Source organism: uncultured Helicobacter sp., from assembly GCF_947367035.1.
Taxonomy (GTDB): Bacteria; Campylobacterota; Campylobacteria; order Campylobacterales; family Helicobacteraceae; genus Helicobacter_D.
Genome location: NZ_CANBCA010000005.1, coordinates 1 through 13,980, shown reverse-complemented (window position 1 = coordinate 13,980; position 13,980 = coordinate 1). Strand labels below are relative to the sequence as shown.

At 34.3% G+C, this 13,980-nt stretch carries 12 protein-coding genes; 1 reads left to right on the top strand and 11 read right to left on the bottom strand.

Annotated features, from left to right (window positions below):
• Positions 1–2: 2 nt before the first annotated feature.
• The 10 genes from Q0Y61_RS02605 to accB form a co-directional block, all read right to left on the bottom strand.
• Positions 3–1,283, bottom strand: coding sequence for an amidohydrolase family protein (locus tag Q0Y61_RS02605; RefSeq protein ID WP_297810903.1), 1,281 nt, complete (start codon positions 1,281–1,283; stop codon positions 3–5).
• A 59-nt stretch (positions 1,284–1,342) separates the two neighbouring features.
• Entirely contained in the window at positions 1,343–2,047 is a 705-nt protein-coding gene (locus tag Q0Y61_RS02600) for an SIMPL domain-containing protein (protein ID WP_297810900.1), read from the bottom strand.
• 134 nt (positions 2,048–2,181) lie between these two features.
• Positions 2,182–2,772: an HIT domain-containing protein gene (locus tag Q0Y61_RS02595; protein WP_297810896.1), complete on the bottom strand. Its 591-nt coding sequence runs from the start codon at positions 2,770–2,772 to the stop codon at positions 2,182–2,184.
• A 27-nt stretch (positions 2,773–2,799) separates the two neighbouring features.
• The gene (gene murF, locus Q0Y61_RS02590; protein WP_297810894.1) at positions 2,800–4,260 is read right to left on the bottom strand and encodes a UDP-N-acetylmuramoyl-tripeptide--D-alanyl-D-alanine ligase; all 1,461 of its coding nucleotides are present in this window, start codon (positions 4,258–4,260) and stop codon (positions 2,800–2,802) included.
• Positions 4,261–4,314: 54 nt separating this feature from the next.
• Positions 4,315–5,058, bottom strand: coding sequence for an alpha/beta hydrolase (locus tag Q0Y61_RS02585; protein ID WP_297810891.1), 744 nt, complete (start codon positions 5,056–5,058; stop codon positions 4,315–4,317).
• Positions 5,058–6,095, bottom strand: a complete 1,038-nt coding sequence (locus Q0Y61_RS02580; protein WP_297810888.1) for a D-alanine--D-alanine ligase — start codon at positions 6,093–6,095, stop codon at positions 5,058–5,060. The genes Q0Y61_RS02585 and Q0Y61_RS02580 overlap by 1 nt, the downstream gene beginning before the upstream one ends.
• 80 nt (positions 6,096–6,175) lie before the next feature.
• Positions 6,176–6,919: a diaminopimelate epimerase gene (gene dapF, locus Q0Y61_RS02575; protein ID WP_297810885.1), complete on the bottom strand. Its 744-nt coding sequence runs from the start codon at positions 6,917–6,919 to the stop codon at positions 6,176–6,178.
• 210 nt (positions 6,920–7,129) lie between these two features.
• A complete protein-coding gene (locus tag Q0Y61_RS02570; protein ID WP_297810882.1) occupies positions 7,130–7,885 on the bottom strand; it encodes a flagellin in 756 nt (251 codons plus the stop codon).
• A 71-nt stretch (positions 7,886–7,956) separates the two neighbouring features.
• Complete coding sequence (locus Q0Y61_RS02565; protein WP_297810879.1) at positions 7,957–9,327, bottom strand: acetyl-CoA carboxylase biotin carboxylase subunit; 1,371 nt, start codon at positions 9,325–9,327, stop codon at positions 7,957–7,959.
• Positions 9,327–9,791: an acetyl-CoA carboxylase biotin carboxyl carrier protein gene (gene accB, locus Q0Y61_RS02560; protein ID WP_297810876.1), complete on the bottom strand. Its 465-nt coding sequence runs from the start codon at positions 9,789–9,791 to the stop codon at positions 9,327–9,329. The genes Q0Y61_RS02565 and accB overlap by 1 nt, the downstream gene beginning before the upstream one ends.
• Before the next feature lie 119 nt (positions 9,792–9,910).
• Here accB and dcd point away from each other — a divergent pair, with 119 nt between their 5' ends.
• A complete protein-coding gene (gene dcd, locus Q0Y61_RS02555) occupies positions 9,911–10,471 on the top strand; it encodes a dCTP deaminase (RefSeq protein ID WP_297810873.1) in 561 nt (186 codons plus the stop codon).
• A gap of 66 nt (positions 10,472–10,537) precedes the next feature.
• Here the strand turns inward: dcd and Q0Y61_RS02550 are convergent, their stop codons facing one another.
• Positions 10,538–13,678: a galactosyltransferase-related protein gene (locus Q0Y61_RS02550; protein ID WP_297810870.1), complete on the bottom strand. Its 3,141-nt coding sequence runs from the start codon at positions 13,676–13,678 to the stop codon at positions 10,538–10,540.
• Positions 13,679–13,980 lie beyond the last annotated feature (302 nt).

Genomic DNA, 13,980 nt, shown 5'->3' with positions numbered 1-13,980 from the left:
TTTTAAGGATTCTTCGTATAGAGTCCTAAACATCGTTTACCATCAACAAACATCTCTTTTACCATTCCATAAAAAATCCAATCATTATAAGGTGAATCTGGATTATCCATCACACAAGTTTCTTTAGGGTCTATCAAAATTAAATCTGCATCATAACCCTCTTGAATTAACCCTTTTTCTCTAAAGCCTAAAGCGTTTGCTGGATTAAAACTTAAGATTCTGCTTAACTCACTTAATGTCATTCTTTCATTTTTGACAAACAACGTATAACACATTGGGACAAAACATTCAATCATATCAATACCAAAAGCAGCTTCTTCAAATGCTAAGTCCTTCTGTGCTTGAGATTTCGCAGACTGCAATGAAGTAATTAATTCAATTTCTCCCTTTTTAACCCGATTTAAAAGTTTGGTGCGTGTAGTTTCGGATTTCAAGGGAGGTTTAATTTTAGCCGCTGTATTATAATGATTACATAAATCTTCTGTTAACATTAAGTGGTGAATAGAAGTTTGTAAAAAGAGATTTTGAGTTTTATTTTTAAAAGGTTTGGATTTAAAATCAGCATTTTTTGCCTCACAAATTATTTCTACACTACGTTCTGCTGCAAGGGCTAAAAAAACTGCTTTTACCCCCATAAACCTCGCAACCTCACTCATTTGTGCGACTTCTTTTGTCTCACTCAAGGTTGGAATAGAAGGCAATCCAAGCTTTGAAGAAAGCTCCCCATCATTCATCACGCCATTTGCACTTAAAGATTCATCTTCACAGGAAAAAAACATTGGCACATCAAACATTAACGCAAATTCACACGCACGTCTTAATAAATTGCCATCGGTATTAGACTTCGCAAAAATTCCTTTTGCACCTTTTTTATGTAGAGTTGCAATTTCATTTAAAGATTTTGGATTCTCTGCATTAACGACATCTGAAACTCCTAAGATTTGAGCCTTAAAATCATCTTTTAACGCGTTGAGCAGTTCCAATCCTAATTCACCACTAGAAGTGGGCTTACAATCTGGAATCAAGATTGCTTGAGAAATCCCACCAAGTGCTGCCTTATAAGAAAGCTTCAGCAGATTTTCTTTGCTCAATACGGAGTTGCTAACACGCGTGTTTAAATCAATGGCTCCGGGAAGCAACACAAGATTGTTTGCTTCCAAAATTTCTTCACCATTTTTGGGCATAATACTTCGTTCTACAGCGATAATTTTTCCTTTCTCAATCCGGACATCACCCTTCTGTTCCCCATTGGCATCACAAACCATCGCACCCTTGATTATCATTACGCGCCCTTTATAAAATTAATTTGGAAATTATGGCAAATTTAAACTAAAAATTAATTTTAATCTTCCAAATAATATTCTATTGTAGAAACTACTCGCACATTTTTAATATGAGGAGTATTTTGGTCGCGGTTACTAATGCTAAATTGTCCTTGTGTCGCACGCTTGATTCTACCAAGTTTGCTATTAGAATCTTTAGCAAATTTCTGCGCTGCTTCTCTGGCATTAAAAGTGGATTCCTCAATCATTTCTGGCTTAATCGCATTTAATCCCGTATAACTATACTCTACATCATAAGCGTTAATATTAATGGCAATTCCTTCTTGTCCAAGCTCTGTAATGCGTCCAAACATCTCTCTTCCAAGTGCAACTTGTTTAGTATATAAAATGACCTCTCCACTCCCAGAATAACGATAAGTTACTCTTCTATCATCCGCATAATCATTACTAAGCTTATCTGTAATATTGGGCGAACCTATAGTAATCTCCCTTTTATCAAAGCCCATTTTTTCTAAAAACTCCACAATTTTTTTAGAATTGCGTTCTGCTTCTGTGTAAAGTGCGTGCAAATCATTGTTTGCAAGACGAAATCTAAGAGGCAAAATCATCACATCTGCAAAGACTTCTTTTTCACTTAAACCTTTCACAACTACACTCCGTTCACCCGAACGAAACTCTTGAACTGCTAATTTGGCACTTATGCCAAATACAATGCTACATACAACCAAACATACACCAAAAACAATTGCTGCAATTCTATCCATCACATATTCCTTAAAAATAAATTAAAATCCTAAAAAGGATAAAATTTAAACAGATATCTTAAAATATATTTATCTGAATTCCAAACAAAACTTATTAAGATTTTTAATCTTTCTCCTTGAGCCGTGTTAAATCTTTAATAAAAATATTTCTGCGATAATTTGCAAATACGATTAAAGATTTCATCAAAATCCACTCCATAGGCACGAGAATCACCAATTGTTGTAAAAAAATTCGTATCTCCAATAAAGCGAGGAATCAAGTGCAAATGTAAATGTTCTGGAATACCTGCACCCCCTGCACGTTCAATATTCATTCCCAAATTGATTCCTTGTGCGCCAAATTCTTTTAAAAGCGCCACACCTTTTTGAGCAATTTTTTGCATTTGCAGCCAAACTTCCACATCTAAAATTTCTGGAGAATGTGTATGTGTATGAGGAATAATTAAAAAATGCCCAGGCGTATAAGGAAATTTATTCATCACACAAAACACTTCATTATCCCTATAAAATACACGATTCTTAATATCTGCTTGCATTAATTTATCTTGATTGCAAGAAGTAGATTCTGATGTAGAATCTTTTAGTTCTTTACTTCTTTCTTTTGATTTTGTTTGCATTTTAAGTTTTATATTTAAATCCATTCCTTGAGAAATCGCACAAAATACACATTCTTCATTTTTGCTTATGAAATAACCGCTACGCCACGGAGCATAAAGATAGTTCATTGAGCTTTCCTTAAAATACAATTTACTTTAGATATAACTTGGTGCATCATTTGCAAAAAGGATTAAATTGCCACTATCTGTTGTGGTTTTTAAAATATGTTCAATATGCGCTTTATCTTTAAGAATTATTTTTTGAGATTTATGGATATGTTTGCGTAACAACTTAGAATTTAACTCACCTGTAATAATCGCCAAATCAAAAACCTTATCAATTGCTTCAGCTAGTGCGATATTAGCTTCTTTAGAGCTTTCTACAAGACCCGGTGTTACGATAATCTTTTTACCATTATGCAAAGAAGATAGACGAATTGCTTCAAGCATTCCATCTAAGTTTCCATTATAACTATCATCTAAAATAATCTTCTCATTCACAACAATTTTACTCAAACGATGATTAATAGGCTCTAATTTACGCACTTTTTTTATTAATTGTTCATCACTAACACCTAAATCTTTTGCTACTGCAACCGCAGCACTTATATTTATCACATTAAATGCACCCAAAATACGTGTTTGAAAATCTAATTTTTTGTTACCCACCTTAAGAGTGAAACTTGTTCCCTCAAGAGTTGCCACAACCCCACTCATCTCTTGAGGAAAATTAACAATTCTAGCAGAACAATGATTTGGTTGAATATTTCCACGATAAATATAAGCTTGACTTAATGCTTTGCTTTCTAAAATCTCATATTTTACGCTATAAATATTTTCTATGCTTTTAAAATATTCTATATGAGCTTCACCAATTTTCCCGACTACTGCAACTTGTGGGGAAAGCAAATCTACAATCTCTTTAATATCCCCTGCTCCCCTTGCACCAGCTTCCACAATATAAATATCCGTTAAGGGAGAAAGATTTTGATTAACATCTGCAATAATTCCAGTTAATGTATTCACACTTCTTGGTGTCGCATAAACCTTAAAACTCTCTTGCAAAATTTGTAATAAAAAATTTTTAAGACTTGTTTTGCCATAACTTCCTGTTACTGCAATAATTGTAAGATTTGGCATACTATCTAGCTTATCTAAAGCCAATTTTTTATAGCGGTTAAGCAAGATTTTTTCTAGCAAAGAAGAAAGTGCAATAGAAATAAAAAGTGGAAATAAATAGACAATTTGAACCAAAATTGAATGTTCTACAATCCTTAATAGCAATAGCTCGTTAAATAAAATAAATACAATATACAAACCAAAAAATCGCAAGACTCTACTTGTTACTACTAATCGCTTATTAAGATGAAAAATCCATACACCTAATAAAATAACATAAAGATATAAACCGATATAAAAATAAAGATTATTTGGAATCAAAATAAAATAGAGTATAGGCAGAACAAAATAAAATAAATGCCATTTTTGTTTATGATGCCTAAACAATACACGCATAACTTTATAATGATACCACTGAAGATTTATCATTGCATAATACCCTAATGCAATAAGAAAAATCCAGCGAGTCGCCATAATAAAAATATCAATACTTTGCAAATAGAATCCTTAAATAAAAGTTACGCAATTTTAGCGAATTTTAGATAAATTTTATTAATCTTTGACCTTTAAATAGAGTTTTTCAATTTCTTTTGCACCCTTTAAAAAGAAAAAATGGTCGCTTTCTAAAACAAAAAATTTAGAATTTGGCATTAATGCGTGAATTTGTTTGCCTGATTTTAAAGGTGTAGCAAGGTCTCTTTCGCCCCAAAAAATGTAACAAGGATTCCTAAAATTAGCAAAAATATTTGAAAAATCCTCATCTACAACATTTTTAAAAGTTTGATACATAATCTCATTCATATTTTCTACATCTTTTGAACGCAATAAATGTTTAAAGACTGCATTGATTCTTGGTGCTAATCTATTTAATGATTTAGCAATTGCTATTTTTACACGCACTTTGAGACTTTTTGGGACTTTAATACCTGCACTACTTAACAAAATTAATTCTTTGGGTTCTAATAAAGTAGCCACTTTACCGCCAAAGCTATGCCCCAAAATTACGCATTCACAAGGTTTTATCAAAAGTTGCTTTAAAAAGATTTTCAAAATCTCCGCATAATCATAGGTATTAAGAGCAAAGGGAGGAGTAGGAGAGTTTCCAAACCCAGGCATATCAATATAGCAATGCTTAAAATCCCTAAAAAGTGTGCCAAAAGCTTGTTTCATCAAAGCCTTATTCGCCCCCCAGCCGTGTAAAATTACCAACATTGGTGCAGAAAGATTCGTGGATTCCCTCACTTCATAAGAGATAAAGAAGTTCTGCCCTTTATAATCTAATCTTTTTTGTGCCACTATTTACCTTTAGCAAATTGAATTTGATGCAAAAATTCATAGGCAACTTTAATTTCTCTAGGTTTTGGAAGTGCTTTGCAAAGATGACTTAAAGCACTTTGGAAATCTTTAAATAGATAATTTGCAAGACTTCCTGGTATTGGATTAATCTCATTTAAATAACATTGATTCTCTTTGATGAAAAAATCACAACGAATTAATGCGCCTTCAAATAAATTTTCATAAATCTTACTAAAATTAGTTTGCAAGGAATGCTTTAAGTCTTCACTAATGATTGCTTCTTTTGCATTGCTTGTGCGTGAAAAATCTAAATATTTTTTTTCAAAATCTAAAAATTTCTTTTTCTCTGGCTCTTCAATAAAAGAAAATTGCATACCCTCTTGAGACTTAAAACCTGCCAAATTATATTCTTTGATACCCTCAATAAAAGGCTCAATAATAACTTTTTCATCAAATTCAAAAGCGGATTCTAACGCATATTGTAATTTCTCTTGAGATTCTACAATATTAATCCCAATAGAGCTTCCAAGCCTAGCTGGTTTAATAATGAGTGGAAAAATCAAATTTTCAGGTAAAGGCATATCACGATAAATGACATAATATTCAAGACTTGAAACACCACGACTTTGGGCTAGGAGTTTAGTCAATTCCTTATCAAAGCTTAACACACACGCGGGATTACGCGGACCAATATAAGGAATCCCATAAAAGTCCAACAAGCTTGCTACACTTCCGTCTTCCCCATCTCCTCCGTGAATAAGATTAATCAAGATTGGCAAATGCAAAGGCTTTTCTCCAAAGAGTGTGTGCGTATAAAATCCATCTTTTTTAGGATAGATTTTTTGTGCCTTTAAATAATCTCTAGAACTAAAAAACTTTGATTGCATATTCTGTATTGGAATGAGATAAAAATTATGCGAGGCATCTAAAAAGACAAAATATTTGATTTGTGGTAATAGCTTTTTTAAAGCAATAGCGCTAACGATACTAATTTCGTGTTCATAAGATTTTCCACCAAATAAAATACAAAAATTCACAATATTTCCTTATAATAAATTTTTCAAAATCATACCAAAAGTTTAGAAAAAACGCGAAAGATTCCAATAGCTTGTTTTAATCAATCCTTAAAAACAAAATCACAAATTTTATGCACTTTGCCTTTAAGATAAAGTCGCCCCTCTTTTTCTTTTAAGTATAAATCTTCTTGACTTGCAGGATTAAAGAGGCAAGGATTTGGAATCTTGCCTTGATGAAATAAGCAATAAAACATTGCTGCCATACCTGTCCCACACGCAAGTGTTTCATCTTCTACTCCCCTTTCAAAAGTGCGTGCTAGGATTCTATCTTGCAAAATCTCGGCAACATTTATATTTGCATTGTATTTATGACGCAAGAAGCGTAAATCTTCCTTGCCTAATTCACTCTTTTTTTCACAAACTAGATGTGGCACTCCTGTATCAATCAATGTCCAAGTATTACCAAACTCTTGGATATTTTCTTGTAAAATTTTGGCAGTGCTTAATATACTTTCTACTTCATTATTTTCTATGGTTGCATTAATTACACCTGCAAGCGTTAAGAATCTCTGTTCTTTACCTGCGATTCCTAAATCATACGCATACATTGCTGCTGCACGACTTCCATTGCCACACATTTCCGCCACACTACCATCACAATTATAAAATTCCCATTCAAAATCATATTCTAAATGCGGCTTTAAAATAATTAAACCATCTGCACCTACTCCTTTATGACGATTGCAAATTTTTTGAGCAAGATGAGAAAAAAGGTGTTTTTGTGTGCCAAAAATATGTGTGAGAATAAAGTCATTGCCACTTGCAGAATATTTGCTAAAAAACATACAAATCCTTTGTAAAAATTAAGCCAAAATCTTACCATAAAAGCTACAAATTCAAAATAGGAAAACGATACAAGGATTCGTCAGAACAAAGGGATTTAAATGTTTGCTAACTATTGGAATAAAAGAAAAAATTCAAAAAGAGAAAGGAGAATCTCTTTTTAAACTAAACAAGAAATAACAGAATTTTACAGAATTGTAAAGATAAAAAAATTAACCAAGCAACGCATCTAAACGATTTTGTAAATATTGTGTGTTAAAAGAAGCAGCATAAAGTGAAGCATTTTCTTTTAGTTTTGCTGTATTGAGTTGGTTATAATTTTCAGCTAAATCATCTTTCATTAACCCACCCTCTGCAGCTTTTAGATTCACGACCGTATTCATACTTGCGTTAATGCCTGATTGGATTCCATTCATTGCAGAACCAATATTTGCGCGACTCATATTTACATTATTCATAAAATCCAAAATGCTTTGTTGATTATTCACGCTCAATCCTGCAACATTTGGGGCTTGCATATTAATACTTTCTGTTCCATTGCCTGTTACAAAACTCATTTGCCCACTAAAGACATTTTTTCCATTAAAGACTGCTTGATTTGCTGCATCACTCATTGCTTGAGTCAGCGCATTCGCTTCACTTTCAATCATTGCTCTTTGGTCACTATTTAGAGCGGGATTACCCAAAGCGACAGAAAGTTCATTCATACGAATTGCAGAATCTGTTATATTTGAGAGTGTCGCATCAGCAATCTGCATAACCCCCAATGCATCGTTTGCATTACGGATTCCTTGAGACATTGAATTTGCTTGCGATAAAAGCGCATTTGCTAGAGCTAAACTTGCACCATCTGTTGCTTCTAATGGACGTGGGGAAGCAATTTTCTTCAACGCGTCTTTTTCACTCTCTTTTGCTTTATTTAAGCTAATCAAACTTTCGTTTGCACTTTGTGTATTTCCAATTTTCATCTTATCTCCTTAAATAATGAATTTGCTTCCTTGCAATATTTAAAAATTACAAGCATTTTTTGTTCCACTTTTTACTTCCTAGACAAATTATCTGTCATTTTTTGCTCTAAATATTTCGTATGAATCACTCCTCTCTTAAAATCATCATTTTTCATCATTTCCTGATGGAATGCAATCGTAGTCTTAATTCCCTCTATGCAAAACTCATCTAAAGCACGAGACATTCTAACAATAGTTTCTTTGCGATTCTTGCCCCAAACAATCAACTTTCCAATCATAGAATCATAAAATATCGGCACGATATATCCTGCATACGCGTGAGTATCTAAACGCACATTATTGCCACCTGGTGCAATCCACTTTGTAATTTTACCCGCTGATGGATAAAACTTCAGAGGGTCTTCTGCGGTAATTCTACACTCCATTGCACAACCTCTAAAAATAATCTCCTCTTGTTCAGGTAGTCTTTGCCCCTCTGCAATCTTAATCATCCACTCAATAATATCCAATCCACTAACCAACTCACTCACAGGGTGTTCAACCTGCAAACGCGTATTCATCTCCATAAAATAAAAGTTTTGATTAGAATCTAATAAAAATTCATAAGTGCCTGCACCTACATATTTAATTGCTTTTGTCGCAGTAATTGCTGTTTGCAATAGTTTTTCACGTGTTTTTAATTCTAATGTAGGAGCTGGGGATTCTTCAATGAGTTTTTGGTGCCGTCTCTGCAACGAACAATCACGCTCACCTACGTGTAGCACATTACCGTGCTTATCTGCTAAAATCTGCACTTCTATATGTTTTGGCTTATCAATGAATTTTTCCATATAAATTGTGCCGTCGCCAAATGCACTAATTGCTTCACTCTCTGCTGCTAGATAGGCATTGAACATATTTTCTTCTTTTTCTACGATACGCATACCGCGTCCACCTCCACCTGCGGCAGCTTTTAAAATAATAGGATAACCAATTTCTTTTGCGAGTTTTAAGGCTTCTTCTTTAGAAGGGACTGCGCCATCACTTCCCGGAATCACAGGCACACCAGCATTTTTCATCACTTCTTTTGCTTTACTTTTATCACTCATTAGAGCCATCACATCAGAATTTGGTCCTATAAACTCAATCTTATGATATTTGCAAATTTCAACAAAATTTTGATTTTCACTCAAGAATCCATATCCGGGGAAAATCGCATCTGCATTAAAAAGCTCTGCAGCAGAAATAATTGCAGGGATATTAAGATAGCTTTCACTAGATTTATCTCCACCAATGCAAACTTTTGCATCTGCCAAATCCAAATAATGTGTGTCTTTATCCGCAGTAGAATACACTGCAATCGCTTTTTTACCCATTTCTTTAATTGTGCGGATTGCTCTTAGAGCGATTTCACCACGATTAGCAATTAAAATGGTGTTGATTTCTTTTGGTTTTTCTTGCATTAGATTTTCTCCACCACAAATAAGGGTGAATTATATTCCACAGGCTGCGCATCACTTGGGACAATCTCTTTAATAATACAATCAAACTCCGCTTCAATTTCATTCATAATTTTCATCGCTTCAATAATCCCTAAAGTTTGCCCTTTTTTAACCTTATCTCCTACATTTACATAAGCTGGGGTATCTGGGCTAGGACAACGATAAAATGTCCCAACCATTGGAGAATTAATTGTGTCTCCTGCTGGAAGTGATACAGTAGGCGCGGAAGCAACCGGTGCGATTTGTGGAAGGCTTTGTGAAACTTGGGGAGTGCTAAGAGGTGTAACTTGTGGTTCTACAACCGCAACAGCACAATCTTTCCCTTTTTCAAGTTTAATTTTTGAATTTTCTTGTGAAATACTTAAACGATTCAAATGACTTGCGTCAAAGATTTCTATCAGCTCTTTTATTTCTTTAAAATTCATTTTAAAGCCTTTTTGAAAATAAATTCTTAAAGCAACTCCTTTGGAATCTCCAAAGATTTTTTGCTTGTTTAATCTGTTATAATATCATAATTTAATTAAAAAACTAAGTAAGGAATCAAATGGGATTAAAAGAAGACCGATGGATTCGTGAAATGGCGCAAAAACAAGCAATGATTGAGCCATTTTGCGAAAATCAAGTGGGGCAAGGTGTGGTGAGTTTTGGACTATCAAGTTATGGTTATGACATTCGCGTAAGTAATGAGTTTAAAATTTTCACTAATATTAATGCAATGGTGGTAGATCCAAAAAATTTTGATTCTGCAAATGTTGTAGATTTCGTAGGTGATGTGTGTATCGTGCCACCTAATTCTTTTGCGTTGGCACGAACGATTGAATACTTTAGGATTCCTCGCAATATTTTAGCCATCTGTCTTGGTAAAAGCACTTATGCGCGTTGTGGAATTATTGTAAATGTTACGCCTTTTGAACCAGAGTTTGAGGGGCATATTACAATTGAAATCAGCAATACTACGCCACTTCCTGCCAAAATTTATGCGAATGAGGGAATCGCGCAAGTATTGTTTTTAGAAGGTGATGCCCCTTGTGAGGTAAGTTACAAGGATAAAAAGGGCAAATACCAAAAGCAAAGGGGTATTACTCTACCTAGAATCCTAAAATAATATTGCAGTGAGATTTAAGAGGGCAACAAAAAATGGAAAGGGTTTTAACTTCCAAATAACTTCCTATTATTTAAAAGTAGCCTTAAAGATTCTCTGTGTTTTTCTTGAGAAGTAAGAATAAAAGCTGATTTTAAATTTATAAAATTTATTATTTTGGATTGTTTGCCTCTCTTTTTCCAACTCCTCCACCAATACACTTGGTGCGCAAAATTCAAATGTTTTAGGGTGAATATAACGAGGATAAAGAATATAAGCCCCACAAAACAATTCCTCCAAACTTAATTTGCGATTCCGCCTTATACAAGTCTGTTTATCCTTTGTCAGTCCCCAACCTGCATAAAAAGGCATTCCATAGGTTACAACCTTTTTGCCATAGAGCAAAGCTTCAAATCCACTAAGTGAAGTTAGCGTATGCACCTCATCTACAGATTCTATGGCGGAAGATAAACTCACAAAATCTAAAATCTCATCACAATACTTTAATGCAGTTTGTGGCTCAATATGCCCTATGCGATTCCCACTTAACACATCAGGGTGAGGCTTGTAGAGAATATAGCTTTGCGGGTTTTCTTGTCTTGCTTGTTGCAGTAAGGAGAGATTGGTTTGACCGGGCGCACCATAAGCTATGGAAGCGTCATCTTCTACTTGACCAATGACTAGAATCTTGCACTTCTCTTTTGGAAGCTGTAATTGCTTGTGAGCATTAATATTGTATTTAGAAATCTTATTTTTTAAAATCTTTGCTTTTAGTTCTCGGGATTCTTGAAGTAATATTGTATCAAATTGTGTAGATTGTAAAATTTCTTCTAATGCACTTACTTGTGTGGAATCAAAGTAAATCCCCTTAATATCAAAGACTTGAGAAAATGGACGTGTAAGGTCCGAACCAAGTGCAATAGAACGAATAAACCCATCTTCTACACGAATGATTTTTAAGCCATTTACCTTTGCATACGATTCCACTTCTGGAAATCTTTTGCGCCCCCAAATGTAAATATCACTTTCTCTATCTAAGCCATTTTTTAATGCAGATTCTAAAGGACTAGCCGAAATTGTATTAATAAAAATTAAGTTTTGAGGCAAATAATTTGGAAAAAAAGGCTTCATAAAATGATGCTTCCAATAAGAAAAACCAAAAAAATAAGCTCTATGGCTTGTTTTAAGGTAGAGAGACTTATAACGCACGATGGTGCGCAAGGTATCTAAAATATCACTTTTGTGCTGGTAAATAGGGTTATAATATTTTGAATAGAGAATATAACTTGCAGCAAAAACTTCCTCCAAACTTAATTTGCGATTCCGCCTTATACAAGTCTGTTTATCCTTTGTCAGTCCCCAACCTGCATAAAAAGGCATTCCAAAACATACACATTCACAGCCTACAAGTAAGGCTTCAAAACCCATTTGAGAGGTTTTAGTATAGACTTTACTGAAATATTTCAGTAAAGAAAGAGGATTAAAATCCTCTATTATTACCTCACAATAAGGTGGAATCTCGCGAAAATCAATATCGGATTTCCTTTTACCACTTAAAACATCAGGGTGAATTTTTAAATAAATTTTAGCATTGAGATTTTCTAGGTGAGCAGATTCTATCATTTCTCTTGTGCTAAACTTCTCTCCATAACCATACAATAAGCTAGAATCCTTGCTCGTTTGTGCGATAATTAAGATTCTTTGTTCCTTAGAATCTGTATTAAAATAATCTTGTGGAATATCTTTTGTGCAATTATACTTAGAAATATTATGCTGGACAATCCATTTTATCGCTTCTCTAGCTGTTTGAAGTAGTGCAAAATCACTTTTAAAATCATAAGTATTTAGCAGATTTTCTAATGCACTAGGCTGTGTTGCATCATAATAGATTCCAACCTCATCTTGCACCAGCGAGAAACTAGGCGCACCCTTAACACCTAAGTCAAATGAACGGATAAATCCATCTTCAAGCAAAATAAATCTACAATGATATTTTTGTGCTAAGGCTATGGCATTTAATCCGGTTTTTTTGCGTCCCCAACCATAAAATATAGAATCTCTTGTGATTTTTGATTTTGTTGGGAAAATAGGCAAACAATCCTCTAAAAGCTCTTTAGGATAGGCTTTTTTAGACTTTAAAAATCCATAAAAAGCCCAAAGATAAACAAAGGTTGGAATCCTTAAATGGGTTACCTTTTTCAACAATACGCTATCGCCAAAAAACTCTTTAGGTCTTGTGAGTAGTTTTCTTATCTTGCCACTTAAGGGTTTTTTGATAGGCTTCACTCCTTTGCCAAACTGAAAGAATCCGGGATAATCCTCTAATTTATAGCCATTTTGATTCATTAAAAAAAGAATGAAGTCTTTTAAGTTTTGAGCAGATTTTTGCGATTGCCACACACAACTTGCATTTTGGGTATCAAAGTTTCGCATACTTTCCAATAAAAGCTGTTCGTTTGGTTTGCGTCTGAAATAAAAAGCATTCGTAAGCGGACGAGAATGCCACCGATGAAGCAAAACCAAGCCTTTAAAAAAATAAGGCAGAGAATAAAAGCTGAGATATTTTCTAAATCCCTTTGCATCTCCTAAAAATTGGTGTCGCACATCGGTATAGTAATCCTTTGATTTTTGAGAGTGTGGATTGAGTGCAGCAAGTCTATGCAAAAATTCAAAATCCTCTCCCCCGTGTCCCAAAAAATCCTCCCTAAATCCTTCTAAGGTTTCAAAATATTGCTTTTCTATGATAATTGCCGAGCTATTGGCAGAGAGGCTCTCTACTAAGTGATTTTCGCCCTTTAAAAAGCTCATTTTAAGCGTAGCAAAATCTCGTGTCTCCTCAAAAACCCTCGTTCCCTCACGCGTGAGATACAAAAATGGAAGCGAAATAAAACGCTCCTTTCCGCTTTCTAACTTAGATTCTATCTCTTGAAATAGCAAAGATTCAAAATCACTAGAATAATCCATATCTACATCATAAAAAAACAAATATTTCCGTGTCGCACATTTCACTGCCTGATTTCTCGCATACGCAGGAGAGAAAATCTGCTCTTTGGAGGGTGAATGGAGGATTTTAATGTTCGCATAGGAGCTTGTGAGTAAGGAATCTTTACTGCAATCGGCGAAAATCACTTCAAAAGATTCTTTTTCTTTAAATTTTTCCATTAATTCTAAAGATCTTTTGTAGATAAAAGAATCGGAATTTTTATAAAATATGGGGATAATGAAGCTCAACAAGGATAATGCCTTTAATTCTCTCAAAGATTGAAAGGGTAATTATATAATAAAAGGTGGTTTGGATTCTGTCATTGTGAGAAAATTTGTAAAATTTTTGTAGTGTGCATTTGTATTAGCAAATTCACCAGTTTTAGCGCGAATCTATAATGTTGCATATAGTAAAATCTCATTTCCTTTTCTCCTTAAACTCTCTCTTTAGCTTACGCACTTCTTGAAAAAATTGGAGACAGGCAAATAATATAGCAATGGGGGGGGGGGGGGGGGGGGGGGGGGGGGGGGGGGGGGGGGGGGGGGGGGGG